The sequence below is a fragment of the uncultured Eudoraea sp. genome, from assembly GCF_947490415.1.
Taxonomy (GTDB): Bacteria; Bacteroidota; Bacteroidia; order Flavobacteriales; family Flavobacteriaceae; genus Eudoraea.
The window spans coordinates 254,543-279,499 of sequence record NZ_CANLGX010000002.1; the positions used below are offsets into that span (position 1 = coordinate 254,543).

Annotated in this window: 21 protein-coding genes and 2 tRNA genes; 8 read left to right on the plus strand and 15 right to left on the minus strand. The window is 38.5% G+C overall.

All coding sequences use genetic code 11. The features are described 5' to 3' along the window. Positions 1-67: 67 nt before the first annotated feature. The 3 genes from Q0874_RS06075 to Q0874_RS06085 all read right to left on the minus strand — a co-directional run bounded on the left by Q0874_RS06075 (position 68) and on the right by Q0874_RS06085 (position 3,681). On the minus strand, positions 68-259 hold the full coding sequence (locus Q0874_RS06075) for a cold-shock protein (RefSeq protein ID WP_299160677.1): 192 nt from the start codon (positions 257-259) through the stop codon (positions 68-70). Between the two features lie 89 nt (positions 260-348). Beyond that, a complete protein-coding gene (locus tag Q0874_RS06080; protein WP_299160680.1) occupies positions 349-2,343 on the minus strand; it encodes a serine hydrolase in 1,995 nt (664 codons plus the stop codon). A 93-nt stretch (positions 2,344-2,436) separates the two neighbouring features. After that, the gene (locus Q0874_RS06085) at positions 2,437-3,681 is read right to left on the minus strand and encodes an ATP-binding cassette domain-containing protein (protein ID WP_299160683.1); all 1,245 of its coding nucleotides are present in this window, start codon (positions 3,679-3,681) and stop codon (positions 2,437-2,439) included. 256 nt (positions 3,682-3,937) lie between these two features. Between Q0874_RS06085 and Q0874_RS06090 the strand changes: the two genes are divergently transcribed. Beyond that, entirely contained in the window at positions 3,938-4,144 is a 207-nt protein-coding gene (locus Q0874_RS06090) for a DUF2892 domain-containing protein (RefSeq protein ID WP_299160686.1), read from the plus strand. 238 nt (positions 4,145-4,382) lie between these two features. Next, on the plus strand, positions 4,383-7,508 hold the full coding sequence (gene ccsA / locus Q0874_RS06095) for a cytochrome c biogenesis protein CcsA (RefSeq protein WP_299160688.1): 3,126 nt from the start codon (positions 4,383-4,385) through the stop codon (positions 7,506-7,508). Positions 7,509-7,518: 10 nt separating this feature from the next. On the opposite strand, the gene Q0874_RS06100 is transcribed toward ccsA, so the two are convergent. The 9 genes from Q0874_RS06100 to folE all read right to left on the minus strand — a co-directional run bounded on the left by Q0874_RS06100 (position 7,519) and on the right by folE (position 14,437). Then, on the minus strand, positions 7,519-8,322 hold the full coding sequence (locus Q0874_RS06100) for a hypothetical protein (RefSeq protein WP_299160691.1): 804 nt from the start codon (positions 8,320-8,322) through the stop codon (positions 7,519-7,521). Beyond that, positions 8,319-9,536: a hypothetical protein gene (locus Q0874_RS06105; protein ID WP_299160694.1), complete on the minus strand. Its 1,218-nt coding sequence runs from the start codon at positions 9,534-9,536 to the stop codon at positions 8,319-8,321. The genes Q0874_RS06100 and Q0874_RS06105 overlap by 4 nt, the downstream gene beginning before the upstream one ends. Further along, positions 9,508-9,696 (minus strand): hypothetical protein, encoded by a 189-nt coding sequence (locus Q0874_RS06110; RefSeq protein ID WP_299160697.1) that lies wholly within the window; start codon positions 9,694-9,696, stop codon positions 9,508-9,510. The genes Q0874_RS06105 and Q0874_RS06110 overlap by 29 nt, the downstream gene beginning before the upstream one ends. A gap of 79 nt (positions 9,697-9,775) precedes the next feature. Continuing rightward, entirely contained in the window at positions 9,776-10,303 is a 528-nt protein-coding gene (locus Q0874_RS06115) for a GNAT family N-acetyltransferase (RefSeq protein WP_299160700.1), read from the minus strand. Beyond that, positions 10,300-10,833, minus strand: a complete 534-nt coding sequence (locus Q0874_RS06120) for a DUF192 domain-containing protein (RefSeq protein WP_299160702.1) — start codon at positions 10,831-10,833, stop codon at positions 10,300-10,302. The genes Q0874_RS06115 and Q0874_RS06120 overlap by 4 nt, the downstream gene beginning before the upstream one ends. Continuing rightward, a complete protein-coding gene (lgt, locus tag Q0874_RS06125) occupies positions 10,833-11,795 on the minus strand; it encodes a prolipoprotein diacylglyceryl transferase (protein WP_299160705.1) in 963 nt (320 codons plus the stop codon). Before lgt ends, Q0874_RS06120 begins: the two co-directional genes overlap by 1 nt. 142 nt (positions 11,796-11,937) lie before the next feature. Continuing rightward, on the minus strand, positions 11,938-12,159 hold the full coding sequence (gene yidD / locus Q0874_RS06130; protein ID WP_299160708.1) for a membrane protein insertion efficiency factor YidD: 222 nt from the start codon (positions 12,157-12,159) through the stop codon (positions 11,938-11,940). A gap of 97 nt (positions 12,160-12,256) precedes the next feature. Continuing rightward, on the minus strand, positions 12,257-13,741 hold the full coding sequence (cysS, locus tag Q0874_RS06135; protein ID WP_299160710.1) for a cysteine--tRNA ligase: 1,485 nt from the start codon (positions 13,739-13,741) through the stop codon (positions 12,257-12,259). A gap of 15 nt (positions 13,742-13,756) precedes the next feature. Beyond that, positions 13,757-14,437 (minus strand): GTP cyclohydrolase I FolE, encoded by a 681-nt coding sequence (folE, locus tag Q0874_RS06140; protein WP_299161708.1) that lies wholly within the window; start codon positions 14,435-14,437, stop codon positions 13,757-13,759. A 137-nt stretch (positions 14,438-14,574) separates the two neighbouring features. Between folE and Q0874_RS06145 the strand changes: the two genes are divergently transcribed. Then, complete coding sequence (locus Q0874_RS06145) at positions 14,575-16,380, plus strand: T9SS type B sorting domain-containing protein (RefSeq protein WP_299160712.1); 1,806 nt, start codon at positions 14,575-14,577, stop codon at positions 16,378-16,380. A 127-nt stretch (positions 16,381-16,507) separates the two neighbouring features. Then, on the plus strand, positions 16,508-17,935 hold the full coding sequence (locus Q0874_RS06150; RefSeq protein ID WP_299160714.1) for a T9SS type B sorting domain-containing protein: 1,428 nt from the start codon (positions 16,508-16,510) through the stop codon (positions 17,933-17,935). Between the two features lie 46 nt (positions 17,936-17,981). On the opposite strand, the gene Q0874_RS06155 is transcribed toward Q0874_RS06150, so the two are convergent. After that, positions 17,982-19,496: an OmpP1/FadL family transporter gene (locus Q0874_RS06155; RefSeq protein WP_299160716.1), complete on the minus strand. Its 1,515-nt coding sequence runs from the start codon at positions 19,494-19,496 to the stop codon at positions 17,982-17,984. 33 nt (positions 19,497-19,529) lie between these two features. Then, entirely contained in the window at positions 19,530-20,924 is a 1,395-nt protein-coding gene (locus Q0874_RS06160; RefSeq protein ID WP_299160718.1) for a hypothetical protein, read from the minus strand. 96 nt (positions 20,925-21,020) lie between these two features. Between Q0874_RS06160 and proS the strand changes: the two genes are divergently transcribed. The 4 genes from proS to rpsT all read left to right on the plus strand — a co-directional run bounded on the left by proS (position 21,021) and on the right by rpsT (position 23,106). Further along, a complete protein-coding gene (proS, locus tag Q0874_RS06165; protein WP_299160721.1) occupies positions 21,021-22,496 on the plus strand; it encodes a proline--tRNA ligase in 1,476 nt (491 codons plus the stop codon). Positions 22,497-22,576: 80 nt separating this feature from the next. Next, a tRNA-Glu gene (locus Q0874_RS06170) sits at positions 22,577-22,648 on the plus strand. Between the two features lie 92 nt (positions 22,649-22,740). Beyond that, positions 22,741-22,812: transfer RNA gene (locus Q0874_RS06175), tRNA-Glu, on the plus strand. Positions 22,813-22,854: 42 nt separating this feature from the next. Continuing rightward, positions 22,855-23,106: a 30S ribosomal protein S20 gene (rpsT, locus tag Q0874_RS06180; RefSeq protein WP_299160723.1), complete on the plus strand. Its 252-nt coding sequence runs from the start codon at positions 22,855-22,857 to the stop codon at positions 23,104-23,106. A 240-nt stretch (positions 23,107-23,346) separates the two neighbouring features. Here rpsT and rho read toward each other — a convergent pair whose 3' ends face one another. Further along, a complete protein-coding gene (gene rho / locus Q0874_RS06185) occupies positions 23,347-24,930 on the minus strand; it encodes a transcription termination factor Rho (protein WP_299160724.1) in 1,584 nt (527 codons plus the stop codon). Positions 24,931-24,957: the final 27 nt, after the last annotated feature.

Below are 24,957 nucleotides of genomic sequence, written 5' to 3' on the forward strand. Positions count from 1 at the left end.
ACTTATATGCCAAAAAAAAGCCCGTCATTTAAGACGGGCTTTTTAAAAAATCGCTAAATATTAAGGATTAAACTACCTCAACATTTATTGCGTTTAAACCTTTAGGGCTTTCTTCTAGATCGTAGCTAACTTTATCTCCCTCTGAAATCTCTTCGGTTAATCCACTAGCATGGACAAATACGTCTTTGTCTCCTTCATCCGGAGTGATAAATCCAAAACCTTTGGCGTTGTTGAAAAATTTTACTGTACCGTTACTCATGATTATATATTAAATTAGCCGCAAAGGTAAGTTAATATCCTTCAAATTAAGTATATAAGACAATAATTTTCCATCTAGCCATTGTTTTTTCACTTTTCCTTAAGAAATAGCAGATTCCTAACCCTACCTGATGATACTTTACAGCCGCTTATTTTATCATCTGCCTCCTTAATAAATTCAATCTTGTTAAAAAACCATTCACTTCCGGAAAACATATCTTTTTTAATAGGATCCAATGTAATGTCGCCATGCCTGCTATGTCTGGCTATTAATTTATCTCCTTCTATCATGAATTCGTATGCTGTGGATAGTTCTTCACTGTAAAATTTCCCTGTGTATTTTGATAAATCAACAGACGATTTATCAAATTCAATGATTCTTGACGCATTCATGATCTGGCCTCCCTGTTCCAGCTTAAAACTCTCAACTTTTTCATCCTCAGCGGGAATAAACGTAATTTCAGCTTCCACTTCTGCAATTTTAAATTTAGTTTGTGATACTGGGATTAAGGTTACCATTTCTTGCCCGGTTGCCTGTGCTAATAATTGACCACGATCTTCAGTTATACTTATGTTAAATCCTGGTTGCAATTCATAGTCACCCATATAGGATTTTATAGTCTTTTGATCTATGGTAATTTTATCATCACCTGCACCTGAGGCGGCTATATCATTCTTAGGCTTTGTTTTTATAAGTTCTCTTAGATAAATATCCGTTATTTTATGTGCCATTGAACCTGATCCAAAAGAGGCATCATTACTAAAGACTACCACTGAAAAATTCTGATCAGGAAAGCGGGTTAGGTATGACCGGTATCCTGCATCTGCTCCTCCATGTTGAATCTCATTCAATCCTTTATACTCTCCGACAAATTGCCCGAGTGCTCCCCCAAATGTCTTGCCGTTATTCAGAACGGCAGGAGTATTCATTTTCATAATCAATTCAGGACTTCCTATTTTTGGAGATGAAAAGTTTAATGCCCACAGACTTAGATCTTCAACGGTGGTGAAAAGACTAGTTGCTCCAACGTTAGCATAACTCAATACACTTTTTTTATAGCCGCTGCTGTCTGAATGATAGGAATACGCCCTGTTTTTTACAATTTTTTCATGATCATCGTAGAACAATGTATTATTCATTTTTAAAGGTTTAAAAATGCGCTCCTTTGTAAATGTTGCAAAGGAAACTCCAGACACCCGCGCAACCACTTCAGCTAAAAGGGTAAAACCGGTATTGCAATACATATACTCCTCTCCCGGATCAAAATTAAGTTCCTGTTGTTTACTTATTAGTTTAAGTACATGCTCCTTTGTTATAACATCGTCAAGTCGCCAACCTGCCATGGCTAATAAATTCCATTGATCCCTTAAACCGCTGGTGTGACTGGCTAAATGCCTCAGAGTGATGGTTTTACCGAAATCAGGTACTTCCGGGATATACTTTCTTATATCGTCATCGAGTGTTAATTTTCCTTCACTTTCTAACAATAATATGGAGAAAACTGTAAACTGTTTGGAAACAGAGGCAATATGAAATATGGTTGAAGGAACTATTGGTATATCATATTCCAAATTTGATATCCCGTACCCTTTTTTATAAACAATTGCACCGTTTTGGACTATGGCAACCGCTGCTCCCGGCGTTTCCTTGTTGTCCCAGACTGTAAACAATTCATCAACCTGCCCATTTAAAGTAACCGCCCGGGGCTTTATTTTTTCAAGGGATATTTGATATTTTCCCATAGGTTGATTCTCATCCAGCGGATAAACTTCCACAACATATTCACCATCGGTGGTGGAAGTTAATGTTATGTATTCATATCCATTTTTACCATTGGGACTATCAAAGTCCTTAATTTTATTACCACTTACATCATAAGTAGTTATTTTGAGATCAACACCCTGTTGCATCAGCTTAAAAAAGGCAAACTGATCCCTAGCCATCACCACCTTATATTGATGTGTTTCTTTCGCTAATATTTCTGCAGAAATTGGAGTTCCTTCGCTTAACTCCCCTTTAAGAAATTGAGCATTTAATGATACGGATAGAAAAATAATGAAAAGGGTAACTTTCGATTTAACCATGCAATAATTCATATTTTAATTTTACTTTTTCCTGTTGAGTTGATACATATAAAAAACGACTGTATTGCTAAATTTTAACTCGGGTACTTCATTTTATTTATCCATCACTTTACCAATAGAGCCTTCGGGGGTCAATTCTAATTGATATACAAAATGTGATTTCAATTCCGGTTCCTTCCTGTGCGAGACAAAAACTATTGTTGTCTGGCTTTCATCCGCCATTTTATTTACGAGGGCAACTACAAGAGCAGCGCTGGCATCGTCTAAACCGGCAGTTGGTTCATCCAATATTAAAAGAAGAGGATGTTTAATCATCGCCCTAATGCACATAATAAGTCGTTGCTGGCCAAGACTTAGGTCGTGAAAATAACAATCTTTTTTGTCTTCCATATTTACTAAAGCCAGCCATTCCCTGGCTACCCTCAGTTGAGCCTGACTGGGCTTGATATACAAGCCAATAGAATCTAAAAGTCCTGAAATAAGCATATTTTCAAGGCTGTGATAGCCCCTGAACCGGTCTACCATTGCAGGGGTAAAGTAGCCTATATTTTTTTTGATATCCCAAACGCTTTCCCCGCTCCCTTTCCGGGTGCCAAACAGAAATATATCCTGCCCGTAAGCCTTGGGGTTATCACCTGTAACCATGGAAAGGAGTGTTGTTTTGCCACTTCCATTTTTACCAGACAACTCCCAAAATTCTCCTTTGCGGATCAGCCAGTTAATATTTTTGAGAATTGGTTTCTCTTCATAGTGTACAGAAACATTTTTAAATCTAATTAAATGCTCATGTGAATAATTAAAGCGATTCAACGCTTGAGGAACATCTCTATAAAAAACCTTATTTATTTTGTTTTCTATTAATGATAGGTCACTGATAACCAAAAAGTCATTTAAGTCCAAACGTGAATAATTTGTAACAAAAGGAAGCAGGTCAGCCGACCTGCTGATAAGTTGAATAATGACTGTGTGGCTTGATATGTTTGTCAAAACTCCTTTGATCTGTTGTTGTGAATCCTGATCCAGATTATCAAACGGATTGTCCAGAATCAGAAAGTTTGGCTTTGTTTCTAAAATATAATTTAAAAGCGCTTTTTTGCGTTCCCCACTGCTCATAGATTGAAGGCTTTGTGAAGTCGCAGGTGTAAGGAACTTTTGGTCGTGTCTTACTTCTTCTTCAATAAAATCGTCCAGGGCCAGTTTAGAGAATAATGCCCCTCTCAAACCTTTTAAGGCCTCTAAGCCCTGTGGTGGTTTAGCTTCTGCCAACAACTGCTGAATTAAGCCTTGCTTATTGGATTGATTATCTATAAAGACAGCCCAGTGTTGTTTTTGGGTCATAATATCCTGGATACTGGTTTTAAACAAATATAGCAGATAGCCATTTAATGTTTAATGACTTTATATTTATTAATTAAAATAAATAGGTTAAAGAATTTTAACTTTATATTTTATATATTTAGGATCCCCTATGTTGTTTATAATGCACTATGAGTAAAAAGGCAATAAAGCTAATACAAGCTTGTACAATTTGTTTGGGCTTAATAACGGGGCTAGTTTTCTTCCTAGATTTTATATTTAACTAAAATTAAATAATATGAAAAAGAATATGGGTTCAACTGATCGTTTTATACGGTTTATTGTAGCGGCTATTTTCATCGCACTCTATTTTACTAATACTGTAACAGGTATATGGGGTATAGTTTTATTAGTACTGGCAGGCGTATTTATCCTTACTAGTTTTGTTAGTTTTTGTCCTCTTTATGCTCCTTTCGGATTAAGTACATGTCCAAATAAGAAGTAGTTTGCATCAGTGACTTTTAAAGACCGAAAATTCAGGAATGGTTTTGTTGCGACCCTATGGAACAAGGCTCAACTGCAGCTGAAAATTAAATTTGGGATAACACTTCAACAATGTGATTTACCAACTTAAGATTTTAGACTAATTTAATTTTAACCCTTTTCGTATACTGAATAAAAACCTCCTTCGTTTGAAGTTAATTGAAAACTACTAACTTTGAAAAGTAGCCCAAACTATATAAATGAAAAATTTTCTATCGAGAGCATCCAGAATTCTATTGCCATTATTTAACACCAGAGCCGCCGGACTGTATTTACTGCTATTTGCAGGTGCAATTGGTGTAGCCACCTTTATTGAAAATGATTATGGCACCTCTGCGGCACAAAAAGTGGTATATAAGGCCTGGTGGTTTGAACTCTTACTCATTCTTTTTAGTATTACCATAATAGTGAATATCATTAAATTCCGGATGGTACAACAAAAGAAATGGCCATTGGTATTATTTCATACGGCTATTATCATCATTATTATTGGTGCGGGTATTACAAGATATATTGGTTTTGAAGGTATTATGCACATCCGGGAGAACGATAGCGCTGATAGTTTTATCTCTTCCAATACCTTTCTCAAGTTTAAGGTAACTAAGGATGATCAGACTTATGAATTTGATGAACCTGTTTTGTTTGCTTCACTTGGCAATAATAGATGGGAAGAATCCTATCTCATTGGCTCAGATTTAATCAATATAAGAGTTAAGGAGTTTATACCTAATCCGAAAAAGAGTTTATCAGAGTCTATTGATGGCATTCCAACTTTGCAACTTGTAATTGGAGGTCTTAACGGGAGGGAAGAGTATTATATAAGTCTGGGCGAAACCAAACGCATTGGTAATGTGATTTATAATTTTAAAGACACCCCATTTCCCGATGCATTTAATATTGCGGTTCGAAATGAATCTCTCGTGTTTACAAGCAGCAAAGTACTTACACAGACTGTAATGGCTACCCAGAAAAAGGACACTATTTATCCATCGGATACGGATTCTCCCCTAAAATTAAGTGCTTTGTATACAGATGGGGTCAATAGTGTGGTTTTTTCCGATTACAATAAAAAAGGGTCGGTACAAATTGAATCTGCAGACCCTAAAGTAAAGAATGAAAGCCTAACCGCACTTTTAATGGAAGTCGCAGTTAACGGAGAATCAAAGGAAACCTATGTGTATAGTAGTAAGGGAAATGAGGGACGGCCTGAACTACTGACTTTTAATAATCTGAATGCATCCATTTCTTATGGTGCAAAAGAAATGAAAGTCCCGTTTAATATAAAATTAAACAAATTTATTCTTGACAAATATCCCGGTACGAATAGCGCTTCTTCTTATGCAAGTGAAGTTACTCTTGTAGACGAACAGGAAAATATAATTATGGACTATCGCATATTTATGAATAATATCCTCAATTATAAGGGGTATCGGTTTTTTCAGTCCTCGTTTGACAGGGACGAGAGAGGTACTTATTTAAGTGTTAATAGTGATTTTTGGGGCACCTTAATATCCTATATTGGATATGGCCTGCTCACTTTAGGTATGCTGCTAACCTTGTTCAGTAAAAAAACAAGATTTCACCAACTTACCCAAAAAATTAAAAAATTGCGTTCAAAAGGAGCGGCAGTTATTCTCTTTTTCCTTTTATCAAGCTATTCGCTGACGGCTCAGTCAACCCCAATTAACACGCATACTGAATATACTGTTAATATGGATCATGCGGATAAATTCAGTAAGCTGGTAGTACAGGATTTTAAGGGACGTATGAAACCAGTGCATACCCTTTCAAGGGAATTGATGCGAAAATTGGCCCGTAAGGAAAGTTTATTTGGATTAACGGCAGACCAGATATTACTGAGCATGTTTGTTAATAAGCAGGAATGGTATGACGCAGGCATTATTAAATTAGGAAAGCATAAGGACATTCATGAAAAACTGGGGGTTCCGGGAGACTATGCTTCCTATGCTGATTTTTTCTTGACTAATGGCAATTATAAACTACAGGAAGAAGTAAGAAGAGTATATGGCCTTGAACCTATTGACAGAGGTGTCTTTGAAAAGGAATTGATAAAAATTGACGAGAGAGTGAATATTTTGAGCATGATCTTCTCGGGTACATTATTAAAAATAATTCCTACCCCTAATGATCCTAATAATACCTGGGTTGCATATAGTGGGCATGCCCACGAAGAGAGCGATGGTCATAACCACTCAGAAATAGCAGAAAATTTTTTTAACAGCTATACAAATACCCTGAAGGAGGCTATCAATTCAGGGAATTACCTGCAAGCCGATCAGCTCGTGGAAGAAATAAAAACATACCAAATTAAAAACGGTGGTTCCATAATGCCTTCAGAATCAAAGATCAATGCTGAAATATTATTAAATCAGCTAAATGTCTTTACCCGCTTGGCAATATTTTACATTTTCCTTGGTATAGCTTTATTGTTCTTTTTATTTTACTCGGTTTTCAAACCCAACGCAACTCTGAAAAAAGTATATCTGGTGTTATTTTCATTAATAGTTTTCGGTTTTGTATTGCACACCATAGGACTTGGTTTGCGTTGGTATGTTTCCGGCAGGGCGCCCTGGAGTAACGGATATGAATCTATGATCTATATTGCGTGGACCTCAACTTTGGCTGGTATATTATTTACAAGAAAATCATTTGGTGGCCTTGCGGCAACCATGGTTTTGGCGGCAACTATTTTATTTGTTTCAACATTGAGTTTCCTTGACCCGGAGATTACCCCTTTGGTGCCTGTATTAAAATCGTACTGGCTTACCATCCATGTCTCTCTGGTAGCGGGCAGTTATGGCTTTTTAATGTTAGGAGCAATTATTGGCCTCATTAATCTGATACTTATGATTTTCCTCAGGGAATCTAACAAAACCAGGATAAAACGAATTGTTCAGGAAATGTCCTATATCAGTGAATTGACCTTAATAGGAGGCTTGTTTATGGTAAGTGTTGGCACCTATTTGGGTGGTATATGGGCCAACGAATCCTGGGGGCGTTATTGGGGCTGGGATGCAAAAGAAACCTGGGCTCTTGTTACCATACTTGTTTATGCGTTTATTCTACATATGCGATTGATTCCTAAATTAACCGGACTTTTTGCTTACAATGTTGCCACTATTTTTGGATTGGCCTCGGTAATCATGACCTATTACGGTGTCAACTATTACCTCTCAGGTTTGCATTCTTATGCTACCGGAGATCCAGTACCAATACCAAGTTGGGTTTATATGGTAGTTATAGCGATTATTATAATAAGTACGCTCGCCTATTTTAAAAAGAGGAAATATGCTGTTATTTCTTAATCCCGGATAATTACTGCACCAGAGTGCCATTTTCAAGGATCAGGTCGTATTTATAACCTGCTCCGAAATCGCGATTGAGACTAACAACAGCGCGGATTGTAATCATTTCACCCTCGGGAACAAAGGTATTTGAGGTAATTACCATATCAAAATCGTCCTTACTGCCATCCTGAAGATGAATCCAATTGCGATCCATGATATTGGGGTTTACTTTTACACATTTACCACTAAGCTGAACAGTATGACCCTCATACTTTTTAGGATCACTTACCAGCTCTGAAATTTTAATTGTTCCCTTGTGAACCACAGTTTTTTCGGTATGGGTAGGGATATCTTCTTTAACCACTATTTCTTTTTTGGCGGTACTGCCAGAAGCAGCAGAAGCCGTATCATGTTGGGAATGGTCTTCTGAAACAAGACTTGATATAAGATAAATCTCATCGAAAATTCGGTTGTATTCTTTACTCTCAAAATTTGTTTTTAGCAGACCACCTCTGTAAAAATATACTTCACCTTTCTTTATTTCTGCTTTCCTGGTAGCTATCCAAAATTCTTCTTCCCCCTCTTTAACCCTGAGATAGACATATCTGGCAGTAGGGAGTACCTCTTCTACCAAAACTTTATGCAGCTCATTGCCAACCTCGGCTGTTGGATTTGGAATTACGCGCGTTGCGGGATCTGGTGTAAAAATACCATTGCCCTCCGTATTTCCTTTATCTGAGGATGGTGTAATTACCTTTGGACCATTATTGCAGGCCATAGTGCATGCTAATAAGGTTATGATTAAAAAGTAAGAGTTAAATTTTTGGTTCATCGCCTGTTTTTTTGTGTGCTATTAAATCGTTGGACTATTCTTGCGTATATTCTATAATTATTATCAATTTCAGAAATGGCCATCTCACCTGAGACACTGAATAACAAATTCCTGCTGATGTTATAGGATAGATTTGTGCCTATATAGTGTTGAAGGAATGTGTCTATCATACTGTAATAGTTATAATCTACAAATCTATAATAAAAGTCGGCAAATAACTTGTTTTTAACAAGATCCCTTGAATATCTTATGGAGCCAATATTGCTTAACAGATAATTAGATTCATTTCTGTTATAAGATAGTGATAATCTGCCTTCAATGCTTGGGATACGCGTCCAGGTCAAATATCCGTATAGGTTGTCTGATTTGTTCTGTTCATCGCTTCGGAACCGTCTGGCATAACTGAAACCGGCCGAGATATACTTAAAAGGCCTAATATTTAGTCTTGCTCTTAACCCTTGACGGGCCAGATCATCATCGAGGAGTCGATCAATTTCTGATTGAAAAGTTTGGTAGTAGAGAATACGTTTTCGGGAATCATAAGAAAGCATCAGATTAACCTTTCTGCTTATTCTATAGCGTGCAGAGATATATAAATTGGTAAGCCTGATATCATTAGCAGTCACTCCGTTTACTTTGCTGTATAAATCCAGTTCCAATGAAGAGAACAGATTAAGATTTTTAAAAATAGTGCTGTTGTGCTGAAAATAGGCAAATCGGCGATCTGTTTCACCTGCATTTTGTTGTTCCACAAATCCCAGCGTTGTCTGGGAATAAAACTTTTTGGCATCTGACATTACGCCGGCATAACCTCCGTATTGCAGTAAATCTGAATTAAATCCATAATCAAATGTATCCGGACGAAAACCACCTATTGCACCAATATAAAATTTACCAAAGTATTTTTCAAGCTGTAGCCCGTCAATCGCTCCCAGGGACGAGATTTTCGGGTTTATATTTCTTCCTGCGATCACAGAAAGAGAAGGTAAAGCATCATAACGCACAGACAAATTATATACCCTAAAAAAACTATTCTGCGGAAGTGAGGTACTATCTGCCTGTTCAAAAAAATACCTGTAATTTAAATAGGCGTTAAAGGAGAATTTAGAATTGTTTATATGCGAGGCATTAAGGGCGAGCCGTGTCATTACGGGGGTCCTGTTTTCCCTTTGACTATTAATGTTACTATAGCCAGACACCGAAACCCTGGCCATATATGCCACTTGGTTTAAACCAATTATGTCTGGGGTGATAAAACCGCTCTTCCAATGGAGTGCCATAGTAGGTATAACCCGTATAAAATAAATATAAGGTAACTACTAAAACTATTATAGCCATAGTAGTGAGGTAGGTAATGTGAACAGTTTTTTTCAAACCAATATCAATTAATACTTTGGAGGATCTATTTAGTAATGATCGAATAAAATAAAAATTGGATGGTTTAGGTCAAAAATTAGGAATCCTTGGGGAATACTCTGAAAATATGAACGGGGATGCCCTTATATGTGGTAGTTTTATCTAAGTGCATTCCATTGTTAAGAGCAACTTTTTGCGACCCAATATTGTCTATGTGTATGATAGAAATTATGGACTCTGCCAATTTACGGTCAAAGGCGTATGACTTACACTTTTTTGCCGCCTCTGTAGCGTATCCTTTTCTCCAATACTCGGGTAAAATAGAATACCCAATTTCTAATTCCTGAATTTCATCAACGGTTTGAATCAGTAGGCCGCACATCCCTATTAGTTGACCACTATCTTTACTTATTAATGCATTAAGTCCACCTAAATTATTTTCATAGCGGGTGAAAACTTTGGTAAACCAATTTTGGCATGCCTCTTCCGGCTCCAAAATTTCTCCTGCAAAATATTGTGAACTTAAGGGTTCCTGGTGAAATGGTAACCAGGCATTAAAATCTGATTTTGATACTTTGCGGAAAATAAGCCGTTTACTTTTCTCCCCTTCCAGAAGTAAGTTCATTTAGTAACTTTTTGCATTCTAATATACTCTATGCGATCGCCAACTTCCAAAGCATATTGTTTGCGTTGACCGGCATTAAGTTCCAGGACATATTGAACCGGGACTTCAGACGACAGGCCGGTCTCATCCATAGGTTGGGCATTTTCCTTATAGCTTGCAATCTTCAATTCCTCATCTATAAAAATAAGATCGAGCGGTATTTTGGTATTTTTCATATAAAAAGAATGGAAGACCACATCCGGAAAGATAAACAACATCCCCTGATTTAATTCCATAGACTCCCTGTACATAAGGCCTGTCTGGGTCTCATAATCAGATTCCGCGATTTCTATATTGTATTTTACAATAACAGAGTCTGATTGTTGTCTGAAGATGGTAAGTTCTCCCTCTTTTGTAAATGTTATGGGCTCTGTTTTGACTGCTTTTTTCTCGTCCTCCTTGCAGCCACTAAGGGTTAAAAGGGCAATAACCAACCAAATACCAATCAATTTTAGCATTTTCATCTTACCATATACCAACTGGAAGTTCATCAGGCCGTAATACTTTTTCTTCTGAACATAAAATACAACCCAACAAGAATAAAAGGAATACTTAACCATTGGCCGGTTGATAATAATCCTAATGATTCTTCAAATCCACCCTGACTTTTCTTTACAAATTCTACAAAGAACCGAATGGTCCAAAGCAGTACCAGGAATAAACCAAATAAAAATCCGGCCTGATTTTTTTTATCAGTCTTCCAGTAGAAGTAATACAGGATCAGAAAAACAAATATATAAGCGACACCTTCATACAATTGTGCGGGATGTCTAAAAGGGATTGCGCTAAAATATTCCGCAAATTTTGGATTATTTTCCAGGGCAGCATAGGCCGCATTAACAGTCTCTTCTTTGGTAATCTGTAATGCGGATGCTGCTGGCATATCATCTGAATCGCGCACAAATTTAGTCGCAAAGGCAAAATTTTCATCTGTTATTTTACCATTTATTTCAGAGTTAAAGAAATTACCTAATCTTACGAAAAATGCCCCTATGGCAACAGTAATCACCACCCGGTCTAAAACCCATAACATTTTAAGGTCTTTGTATTTTCTGCTCAAAAGATACATACCGATAATAATACCGATAGCTGCACCATGGCTGGCCAGACCGGTAAAACCGGTAAACTCATAACCATTTATAATGCCGAATAATGTACTTCCAACACGCTCTTTTATAGGAAGCAGAATCTCCACAAGATGGTTTTTATAATAGGGCCAGTCATAAAAAAAGACATGTCCCAGGCGTGCACCAAGCATTGTTGAAAGTACCGTGTAAATAAAAAGGGAATCTAGTTGTTCGATAGATTTTTTTTCGTTTAAAAAAATCTTTTTCATAATATACCAACCCAGAGCAAAGGCTACTATCCAAGAAAGATTGTAGTATTTAATTTGTAAAACACCAATTTTGAAAAGGGTATCATCCGGATTCCAAATAAAACCTAAAAAATACATAGTGAAGCTATTAAGCGGCTAAGATAAGAAAATTGAACAGAGGCCAAAGGCAAAAAGCAGCTTAACTTTCAAGGACCTTTTTGGCCTTTTTATGTTGATATAAGAAATAAACAATAGCCTAATTATATCTGAGTTTAAAAGGTCAGGGTACGGGATCATAACCTTGTCCACCCCAGGGATTACAACTGAAAATACGTTTTATGGCCAACCAACCTCCTTTAAAAAGGCCGTGTTTTTTTAGGGCCTCAAGCGTATATTGAGAGCAAGTTGGGGTATATCGGCATGTAGCAGGGGTTAAAGGTGAAATTACCAACTGGTAGAACCTTACAAGAAAAATAAAGGGCGCGATTAGAATTTTTTTCACCTTGAGGAATATTTTTAAAGACTAGTTTCTAGTGCCATTAGTAATAGGAATTTCATAAAAAACAGCTCGTAAGGATTTATCCCTGGGATACTGCAATTTATGAGGAGACACTAAAAGTTGTGCCCTCTTTGCTGTCTTTTAGCTGAACACCTAGGGCTGCTAGCTGGTCCCTTATCTTATCAGATGTACCAAAATCTTTATTGGCACGGGCTTCATTGCGCAATTCAATGAGTAATTCTACCACACCCGATAACTTTTCTGAATCCTTTCCACTATCATTTTTGTTCTCCAGGCCAAGTACGTCAAATACAAAACTATTCATGGTCTCAATGAGAATTTTTTTATCCTCTTCAGAAAGCTGTTCTTTTCCTTCTTTTATAAGGTTGATATGTTTAACTCCTTCAAAAAGGTTTGCAATTAGAATGGGGGTATTAAAATCGTCATTCATTGCATCATAACACTTTTGCCTCCATTCCTTAATATCAAAATCTGAATTAGCACCGGTATTTAAACCGTCCAGACCCGTAATTGCTTCCATAAGCCTTTGATACCCTTTTTCTGAGGCAAGCAGGGCTTCATTGCTTAAATCGAGAATACTGGTATAATGTGCCTGCATCATAAAAAAGCGCACGACAGAAGGAGAAAATGCTTTGCTAAGTATGCTATTATTGCCGGTAAAGATCTCATTCGGGAGAATATTATTCCCGGTAGATTTTGCCATTTTTTTACCATTTAAGGTAAGCATATTGGCATGCAACCAATATTTTACAGGAGAATGACCATTACTGGCCTCTGCCTGGGCTATTTCGCATTCGTGATGAGGAAATTTAAGATCCATCCCACCGCCGTGAATGTCAAAATTCTCACCAAGATATTTTGTGCTCATCGCCGTGCATTCAAGATGCCATCCCGGAAAACCATCTCCCCATGGAGAAGGCCATCGCATAATATGTTGTGGTTCAGCCTTTTTCCATAAAGCAAAATCCTGAGGGTTTTTCTTTTCGTCCTGAGCCGCGAGTTCCCGTGTATTTGAGATCATGTCTTCCAGCTTTCTGCCACTCAGTTTGCCGTATTCATAATCTTCATTAAACTTCTTAACATCAAAGTAGACAGAATCGTTAATTTCGTAGGCATAGCCTTTGTCCAGGATCTCCTTAATGATCTCTATTTGCTCAATAATATGACCTGTTGCTGTTGGTTCAATACTGGGAGGTAAAAAGTTGAATTTTTGAAGGATATTGTGAAAATCAACAGTATAGCGCTGGACGACTTCCATGGGCTCTATTTGTTCCAACCGTGCTTTTTTTGCAATTTTATCTTCCCCTTGATCAGCATCGTCTTCCAAATGACCGGCATCTGTAATATTCCTTACATAACGCACCTTGTACCCCAAATGCCTGAGGTATCGAAAGATCATATCAAACGACATAAAAGTTCTGCAGTTTCCCAGATGTACATTACTGTATACCGTGGGACCGCATACATACATACCTACATGCCCTTCATTAATTGGTTCAAATAGTTCTTTGGTACTGGAAAGGGAATTGTAGACTTTAAGGTGTTGAGTTTTATACAATTGCATTGTTGCTATATACAATTAGAAATTTGTCTCCATGTTGATGTAATCCAAAAACTCGCGTCTGGTGGCCTCTTCTTTAAATTTACCACCGTATTCTGCAGTTACAGTGCTACTATCCACATCGCGTATTCCACGAGAATTTACACACAAATGTTTAGCGTCTATAACGCAGGCAACATCTTTGGTGCCTAATACAGCCTGAAGTTCTTTTACGATTTGAATATTAAGTCGTTCCTGTACTTGTGGCCTTTTGGCAAAATAATCAACTATCCTGTTCATCTTGGAAAGTCCAACTACCGTGCCTTTTGAAATGTAAGCTATATGTGCCCTGCCAACAATTGGAAGTAGATGGTGCTCACAGGTAGAATAAACTGTTATATTTTTTTCCACCAACATTTCCCCGTATTTGTATTTATTCTCAAACGTAGAAGATTTCGGTTTTTTCTTTGGCTCTAAGCCTCCAAAGAGTTCTTTCACATACATTTTAGCCACCCTGTCCGGTGTGCCACTTAAACTATCGTCTTCCATGTCGAGGCCCAGCGTAAGCATAATTTCCCTGACGTTTTCACGAATGCGCTCAATTTTTTCTTCCTCACTTAAAACAAACGCATCTTTTCTCATTGGGGTTTGTTCAGACGAGGATTCATGATCGTTTCCTAAGTCTTCAAAATGTTCTTCCAATGTACTGTCTAATTTCATCCGGATACCTCTTTTTGGAAAGGCAAAGATATACATAATATGCCACTTTATAGCCTGTTTAGGGCGATACACAACATAAATTAGTGTTAAGGGGATGGACAAGGTATTTTTATAAATTCCAAATCGTATGCCTGTTTATGAAAGGTAAAAGCTTAATATTCTGTTTTTTAACAATTCTTGGGACCTGTTCACTTATGGCCCAGGTAGCGGCTGATTGCAGCAATGCTGTGCCTATATGCAATAATACTCCGGTTAATGGGGGTACACAAGGATATGGCGTAGATGATTTTAATGGAGCGGCAAGGAGTGGCTGTCTGGAACAGGCAATAACTGGGACGATAGAGTCTAATTCTGCCTGGTATCGTTTTCGAACATCGGCATCCGGACAATTAGGGTTTAATATAGGTTTTGATGCCTCCGAGGACTGGGATTTTGCCTTATACCGGGCAACAGACTGCAGCAGTTTGGGAGACCCCGTCCGTTGTAACTTCTTTGATAACAGTGATGCGGAAACATTTATGGGAGTAGGGGAAGACCCTACGGGAAATACAACCACGGTGCTTTATGAAGATTGGTTACAGGTAATGCCCGGAGAGGATTACTATTTAATGATCAATAACTATAGCAACATTAATTCGGGTTTTTCAATACAGTTTTCTGGAGATATTTTTATTACTAACCCTTACGATGCGCTGGATTGCGCCATTATAAATAACCTTCTGGGACCTCCCCTGGCAGCATGTGATAATGAGAACGTTATTCTCGATGCAACCACGACCAATGCTTTAAGCTATACCTGGTATAGTGACACAGGATCAGGTTTTCAAATAATTGCAGGTGAAACAGGTCCAACGCTGCAGGTGCTCGTTTCTGCGATGTACAGGGTGGAAGTGATTACTACAACCATGACAAATATAATAAGCGATGTTCAGGTGGCTTTTAATGCATCACCTATAACAAATCCTGTCTCAGATGAAATAGTTTGTTCAGAATCTGCGGAATTTGATTTAACTCAAAAGGATAGTCAGGCCCTCGGTACTCAGGATCCTACCGCTTTCATGGTTACCTACCATAGTTCACTAAATGACGCTATTCTTGGTGTAAATTCATTAATATCACCATATCCGTTAAGTATAGGAACTGAATCCGTTTATGTTCGTACCACCTCATTAGCCAATCCGGTATGTTATGATGCTTCTGAGCAGTTTCAGTTGAGTGTTGTAGCGACTCCTGTTTTAAGCTTTGCTACAGAGGTTTTTATATGCGAAGATTCGGCAGGTGTAATTATAGGTGAAACTATCCCTAACTCTCAATACACATATTCCTGGGACACAGGAGAATCAACTCCCAGCATCACGATCTCTCAGGCAGGAACTTATTCCTTAACGGTGACTAATAATCAATTGGGCGAATCCTGTTCGGCCACCAGTATTATCACAGTTGTTGTTTCCGAAACTCCGGAAATTACGGACGTTATTATAGATGACCTGCAAAACAACAATACTGTTGAAATCGTTACAGATGTGGTAGGCAGCTTTGAATATCAACTGGACAATGGTGTATTTCAGGCAAGTAATATCTTCACAAATGTCCCACCAGGAGTGCATACGGTTACCATTAATGATCTGAATGGTTGTGGTTCTGTAACGGAGACCATTACCGTAGTTGGATTTCCTAGTTTTTTTACGCCTAATGGTGACGGAACTAACGATTATTGGCATATTTTGGGAGTTTCCAATCTGGAAGACCCAATGGTTTATGTATATGACAGATACGGGAAACTCTTAAAACAGTTAGATGACAGCACACTGGGTTGGGACGGTACCTTTAATGGCAGGGAATTACCATCTTCAGATTATTGGTTTAAACTTACCTATACGGACATACAAGGCCAGCGTGTTGAAGCCAGGTATATAAATAATCATTTTGCATTAAAAAGATAATTTTTTTTCTTTTTTAGGTTGCTGTCCGTTCGTCAATAAAGTATAGAAAAACTTCGGCAAAACATACTAAAATTTAGACCATGGAGTTATAGTATTGATTATATGTATAAAATTAGCCCCATAATCTATGCGAACACTTGTTAGCTTCCTGTGCTGTATGCTCCTTTTCTCTATTGGAGTTAAAGCACAGAACTCAGCAGATTGCCGCAATGCTATTCCTGTTTGTGCCGATGCGCCTATTCTATCCTTGACGGATGGTCTTGGCGATATTGAAGATTTTGATCCTGATGTTATCAGGCAGACCGGTTGCCTGGAAAAAGGAAGTGTAAGTTCTGCCAATATTGAAAACAACACATCCTGGTATGTATTCAGGGCAGGAACAGACGGTCAGATTGGTTTTGATATAGAAGCGTTACCTGCACTTGGTACTACAATAACCTCAGAATATGATTTTGCTTTATACGGACCAGACACAGATTGTGCAGATATAAGTAATGGAACGGCACAACCCATTAGATGCAATTACGAAGTAAATAGCACAAACTTTACCGGGGTAGGAGTTAATCCGGAAAATGGTCAGGAAGGAGCACCACCTTTAACCGCCAACCAAAATACCTATGATGAATGGATAGATGTTACTGCCGGAGAAGTCTATTACCTTCTGATCAACAATTTCAATACTAACTTTGATGGAAATCCTGAGCCTTTTTCTTTGACCTTTACAGGTAGTTCTGTTGACGCAGATCAGAATACAGCGCTTGACTGTACGCTTAGGGATGAATTTTTAGGACTCGATATTATTGCCTGCGAAGGTGATCCTGATATAACTTTAACCGCTTTAAATTCGCCGGCGGGCCCCGATATTGACACAGTCACGTGGACGGTCGATTACGATGATGACGGTACTATAGATGCAACCCTGCCAGGCACAGGCCCACTTGGCGCAGAGTTGATAGTAAGCAGCCCAACCTCAGGGAGGTACTTTGTTTCAATATTAACTACACTTGCCACTACTATAACAGATGATATTTTAATTACATATTATGGAATTCCGGTTTTGTTACCGGACCCGGATGGGATAGTCATTTTAGACGACTTATCTGACAGTAATAATGTGGAGTTTTTTGTTGATGGCGATGGAGATTATGAGTATGCCATAAACGGTGGGGAATTTCAGGATGAATCTGTATTTCTGGATGTCCCTCCAGGATTTAATACTGTAATAATAAATGATAAAAATGGATGTGGAACCACAGAGCCCATTGAATTTTTAGTAGTGGGATACCCTAAGTTTTTTACACCCAACGGAGATGGTATCCACGATGCATGGAATATTAGGGGAATTGAGACACTTACAAATCCCGTAGTTTTTATTTTTGACCGCTATGGCAAATTATTAAAACAACTAGACCAAAGTACAATAGGGTGGGACGGTACTTTTAACGGCCGGCCCATGCCCTCATCCGATTATTGGTTCCGCCTTGAGTATGCCCGCGATGAAGACGGGGTGCAGGTGGCCAATACGATAAGGACTCATTTTTCACTTGTGAGATAAAAAAAAGCCCTGAGATATCTCAGGGCTTTTTTTTATCTATTTAAGCTTAGAAATTAATGGTGTATCCGAAGCTATAATTATTCATAATTCCATTGACACTTGCCGGTGTCGATATTCCTACATCAGCAAGTTGAACATTAGCATCTCTCTCAGATCTGCTATAGGTAAAGTCTATTCTACTGCCTCCGAAGTTATAACCTAAACCTGCCGAAAATCCATTTAAATCGCTTATAGTGATTTTATTTGCATAAGGACTTTGTTCATAACGATAACCGCCACGCAGACTTAATTGTTTTATACGGTATTCGCCTCCAATTCTAAAAGTAGATACCGCAGTAAGTTCTCTGCCAATCTGTGAATTAACTGTAGAAAAACTAGCATCTGATGTAGGGCGTAATTCGGCATTAGACATATCCTGATAACTGTAATCAAAACTTAAAAGGCCATTGGGGCCAAATACAAGAGCCATACTTCCATTAAACTTGCCGGGAGTCTTTACTTTATACCTTGGGAAAAGATTTACAATGTTGAAATCTATAAATCTTATATCCGGATTTTTTACAGGAGAATCCGAATTAATTCTTTGTGAAAAATCATCTGTTAAATCATACCATGTAGCGGATTGATAACTTCCTCCCAGTCTTATATATTTATTCAATTTTGCGATGACCCCCAAGTTGAAGGAAAATGCCTGACCCCTTGAGACAAGTAGGTTGTCAAAATTTATAGATTGAATTTCTGAAGCTGTATCAAAACCGCTCTCGCTTAACTGAGTGTATTTCTCATAATAAATACTATGAAAATTCAGAGAAGCGCCCATATATAGAAAATCCTTGTATTGAGTGCCAAAATTCATAGTGAACTTGCTGTTATACCCTCTTGTCGACTGTAAAAATTCCTGATTTACGGTGTTGTATTGAGCATTAGATATGTATTCGGTATTATTGTCATCATCAAAATCTACCGGATCAATTACCCCAGCCTGAAAACCTAAAAACGCCTGCTGTGATCCAAAACCAAGACTACTCCCTATATCAAGGTAGGCCTCTTCAATTAACTCACCATCCTGAACAAATAAAGGGCCCAACGGCTGGCCCTGAGCATAAGCAAGAAAGTAATTGTCTATACCTTCATTACCATTCCCGGAGGCAAAAAACTGATTGCTAAAATTATTTACCAGATCATAGTTAAAAGCTAAGGAGTATTTCCTCCAATCAGAATTTTTATCGTAATTTTTAAATACCATAACACCCCCTACCTGATTAATTTTGAATGAATTAAGTCGGGTGCCACTTGTTCTCCCAAAGTAGGTTGCATCGTTATTACGATTGTAGTTTGTTCCGGTCATCGTAAACTGACTATTATTGAAAACCGCTGATCCGGCGGGATTGATATTCAATGCCGAAAGATCACCCCCAAGAGCTCCAAAAGCGCCACTTAAGCCCTGAAAGCGTGTTGTTCCATGAGTGTTTTCAATACTATATCTGAGTACGTCATCAATATTCTGTGCACTTGCAGCCCCACATATCAATACCAGGATGAAAAATATATTTCTTTTCATTTTATAAAAATTTAATTCTACTGATTTTTGGAATTATTGTCTGCTGCCCCTGCTTCCTGAAGATCTTGAAGATCCGCCTGAACTTCTACCGCCTCCGCCTGAACTTCTCATACTGCCACCGGAACTTCTCATGCTTCCTGAAGATCGTGAAGATCCGCCTGAACTTCTATAGCCAGATGAGCTTCCGGAACTTCTGGACCCCGAACTTCTATAGCCAGATGAGCTTCCAGAACTTCTGGACCCTGAACTTCTATAGCTACCTGAGCTTCTAGATCCAGAACTTCTTCCGGAACTATAGCCGGAGGTTCTTGGCATAGAGGAAGACGACCTGGAATAACCAGAACTTCTTTGAGTGGAATTTCCATAAGCCCTTCTTGCTGTATTTGATCTACTGGTAGCGCCTCTGCTATAGGTGTTGTTGCCTTGAGAATATCTTCGGTAAGTATTGCTGTTTCGTGCGCTACTTGAATATCCCGGAACAGATCGGGTACTTCTGCTGGATCTGTATGCCCTGTTTCTATTTATGGCATCAGCACTAACTGTTCTTCTTACCGTTGTGCCTGATCTATTTGCACTGGAACTTCGTGCTGAGGAAGCAGCTCTGCTTTTGCCTGTTCTTGAAATATTAGACCTGGAACTTGAAGCTGTTCTTCCATTTCCGCTGGTCAAACTAGACCTTCCTCTGCCTGATGTGAGATTAGATCTTCCTCTTAATGAATTTGAAGTTAAAGCATTCGTATAATTATTGCTGTAATAACCTCTCCTGCTACTGTTGTATGAATATCTTCCATAACCATAGTAAGGATAGCCCCAACCATAGCCTGGATAGCCCCAACCATAACCAGGATAGCCCCAACCATAGCCAGGATAGCCCCAGCCCCAGCCCCAGCCCCAGGAAGGACCCCAATAACCACCCCAGCCCCAACCAGGATAGCCCCAGCCCCAGGCAGGATAGCCCCAGCCCCAGCCGGAATAGCCCCAGCCAAAGCCTATACCAACACCACCCCAACCCCAACCGGCGCCGTTGTAGTTATTAATAGTGACATTGGATGGATTATCACCCCATCCGGCGTATCCTTCGTAATCATTATAACCTTGATAATAATTTCCTTCCGGTACAACTGCAAGACTATCATTTACTACATCTCCTCCGTAATAGTCATCTACATCAGTAAAGACTTCGTCTTCCATGAATTCATCTATTTGATCCGCCTTCTGGCCAAAATAATCACCATAAATACCATCACCCTGCTGTTGTGCGGGCTGTTGTTTTTTCTTTGTATAGACCTGTTGGGTCCCTTCAGCATAGATACCATCATTATCATAATAGGAAGCCTCCTGATAGGAACCACAGGAAACCAATAATATGCCTGCAAAAAGGAGCGTTGCAGCCATTATTACTTTAGGGAGGGGTAGAGATTGTATCATCGCTTTAAATTTATATTGTTGAACATTCTAAAAATAGTTAGTTTTACCGAACTATTTCGATAATAAGGACACAAGATTTGTGCCAAAGTATATTTGATGGGAAAAAATTTGACTAAAAGAAGCGAGGATTATTCCAAATGGTATAATGAGCTCGTGATCAAGGCTGATATGGCCGAAAACTCAGGCGTTAGGGGATGTATGGTGATAAAACCTTATGGTTTTGCCATTTGGGAGAAAATACAGGCGGGCCTGGATAAGATGTTCAAGGATACGGGGCATCAGAATGCCTATTTTCCATTGTTTATTCCAAAATCATATCTGAATAAAGAAGCCAGTCACGTTGAAGGATTTGCAAAGGAATGCGCGGTAGTTACCCACTACAGGCTAAAAAATGCAGAGGACGGCAGTGGTCTTGTAGTAGACGAAGACGCTAAGCTGGAAGAAGAACTTATTGTAAGGCCAACCTCTGAGACTATTATCTGGGACACTTATAGAAAGTGGATTCAGTCTTACAGAGATCTTCCGCTCTTAATAAACCAATGGGCCAATGTGGTACGATGGGAAATGAGAACACGCTTGTTCCTGCGTACGACTGAATTCCTTTGGCAGGAAGGGCACACGGCTCATGAGACCGAACAGGAGGCCATAGAAGAGGCCGAATTGATCCTGAATATTTATGCAGATTTTGCAGAAAATCATATGGCTGTCCCGGTGATCAAGGGAACAAAAACCGAAAGTGAACGCTTTGCAGGGGCGATAGAAACCTATTGCATAGAAGCCCTGATGCAGGATGGAAAGGCATTACAGGCCGGAACATCCCATTTTTTGGGTCAGAACTTTGCCAAAGCTTTTGATGTAAAATTTGCAACCAGAGAAGGAAAACAAGAATATGTCTGGGCCACGTCCTGGGGTGTTTCTACCCGCCTAATGGGTGCTCTTATTATGACACATAGTGATGATAATGGGTTGGTTTTACCTCCTAAACTGGCCCCTATACAGGTGGTTATCGTACCCATATACAAAGGTTTAGAACAATTAGATGCAATCTCCGAAAGGATAAACCCTTTGGTAAAAGAATTGCAAAATAAAGGTATTTCAGTTAAATACGATAAGCGCGATACCCATAAACCCGGATTTAAATTTAATGAATATGAATTAAAAGGAGTTCCCGTTAGAATTGCTATTGGGCAGCGTGATATGGAGAATGGAACCTATGAATTGGCACGCAGAGATACTCTGGAAAAACAAGTTGTGCAAGCCGATGAGGTAGTTGCTAAAATTGAGTTTTTACTCGAGGACATACAGCGAAATATATTCGAAAAAGCCAGAAATTATAGGGAGGAACACATTACTGAAGTTGATGGGTATGAAGAATTTAAAAAAGTTTTAGACCAGAAAGGAGGCTTCATTTCAGCACATTGGGATGGTACTTCGGCTACAGAAGATAAGATAAAAGAAGAAACTAAAGCAACAATTAGATGTATTCCATTAGACTCCAATGATGAAGTTGGTAGCTGTATGGTTACCGGAAAACCTTCTGCAAAAAGGGTACTCTTTGCCAAGGCGTATTAAGAGTAGTCAAAAAAAAATATAATGGAGTTGGTATAGTAAAAAATAATTGTATTTTTGCATCCGCATTTATGCGCTCTAAAGGCCCGTTCGTCTAGGGGTTAGGACGCCAGGTTTTCATCCTGGTAACAGGGGTTCGATTCCCCTACGGGCTACGAAGAACAATGAAATATTGAAATGTGATTAATGAGGACATGTTGAATAATGCATGTTTCATTTATTACTTGAACGTTTAAAAAAAAATAATGGCCCGTTCGTCTAGGGGTTAGGACGCCAGGTTTTCATCCTGGTAACAGGGGTTCGATTCCCCTACGGGCTACAAAAAAAACAGGAAGCCCGAATAAATAAAATTTAAAAAAAGATGGCAAATCACAAGTCGGCATTAAAGAGAATCAGAAGAAATGAAGTTGTGCGATTACGTAACAGATATCAGCACAAAACCACAAGAAACGCAATTAAAAAATTGAGGGGTGAAACCGACAAAAAAGCGGCGGAATCACTTTTGCCAACTGTGGTGAGCATGATAGATAAGCTTGCTAAACGCAATATTATACATGCAAATAAGGCGGCTAATTTAAAAAGTAAACTTACAAAGCATATTGCAGCCATATAAGTATTGGAAAAACCTATTAAAGCCCTTGCCTAATGGTTAGGGCTTTTTTTATGGTTTTTTTTATGGTGTAATTGTTATTTATAAAGTGATTGTTTTTCCTGGTAATTATAAAGGGTAGTGGTAATAATGAAATAGAAATCTGCTAAGAAATGATCCCTTTTTATCTTTGCGTTACTTATTCCAAATAAAAAATCCCAATGATCAAGAACCATTGGGATTTACTGTATTATGTGATATTTATTACTGACTCATAGTCAACAAAAACTCCTCATTATTTTTCGTCTGCTTTATGCGTTGCTCCATGAATTCCATAGCCTCAACCGGATTCATGTCAGCAAGATATTTCCGCATTATCCACATACGTTGAATTGTATTTTCATCCAATAAAAGATCATCTCTTCTTGTAGAAGAAGTTACAAGGTCTATAGCAGGGAAGATTCTCCGGTTACTTATTCGTCTGTCTAATTGTAATTCCATATTACCGGTACCTTTGAATTCCTCAAAAATAACCTCATCCATCTTAGATCCGGTTTCCGTAAGGGCTGTTGCAATGATAGATAAAGAACCACCGTTTTCAATATTACGCGCTGCTCCAAAAAAGCGTTTTGGTTTGTGCAGGGCATTCGCATCCACACCACCACTGAGAACTTTACCGGAAGCAGGTTGAACAGTATTGTATGCTCTTGCAAGACGTGTAATGGAATCTAAAAGTATTACTACATCATGTCCGCATTCTACCAGTCTTTTTGCCTTTTCCAATACTATATTGGCCACACGAACATGTTCGGTAGCTTCCTTATCGAAAGTGGAGGCAACAACTTCACCACTTACATTGCGCTGCATATCCGTTACTTCCTCCGGACGTTCATCTATCAAAAGAATAATCTGATAAACTTCAGGATGATTGGCTGCAATAGCATTCGCAATATCTTTCAAGAGCATCGTTTTCCCTGTTTTTGGCTGGGAAACAATCATACCACGTTGTCCTTTTCCAATAGGGGAAAACAAGTCAATAATTCTTGTAGAAATGGTACTTTGGCGTTCTGCCAATTTAAATTTTTCCTGTGGGAACAATGGAGTCAGGTGCTCAAAAGAAACTCTGTCCCTTACTACCTGAGGGTCCATTCCATTAATTTTATTCACCTTTATTAAGGGAAAATATTTTTCTCCTTCTTTAGGCGGACGTACATTTCCTAAAACAGTATCACCCGTTTTCAGGCCAAACAGCCTTATTTGTGATTGGGATACATAAATATCATCGGGTGAAGAGAGGTAATTATAATCTGAAGATCTAAGAAATCCATAACCATCCTGCATGATATCAAGAACGCCTTCGCTTTCTATAATACTGTCAAATTCATATTCAGGTTGCTTGTATTTATTTTTTAGGTCTTTATCAAAATTACTTGTCTTGCTATCCTGCCCGTTTTTATGATGCTGAATCTTTTTGCTATGAGGGCCTTTGCTGTGTTGAGGATTGCTTTTTGGTTGTTCTTTATTACCCTGATATGCAGGGCTTTTTTGCTGTGAACCTTCTTTTTTTGGTTCATGCTTGACTACCTTATCTGCGGAAATGGGGTTTTTCTTGGGAACAGGCTTAAAACTTTCCTTCGGAACATGAGTTTTGTCCTGTTTTTCCGGTGCTTTTTCCTTTACCGCCACTGCTGTCGCTTGCACAGCTTTGGGATTACTAGCCTGTAAATCAAGGATTTGGTATACCAAATCGAGTTTTTTTAAGGTCTTGTATTTGGGGACGCTTAAATCTTTAGCAATATCCTGTAGCTCAGGCAGCTTTTTTGCTTTTAAATCTGAAATCTCAAACATTGAGTATAAAATAAATTATAGTATATA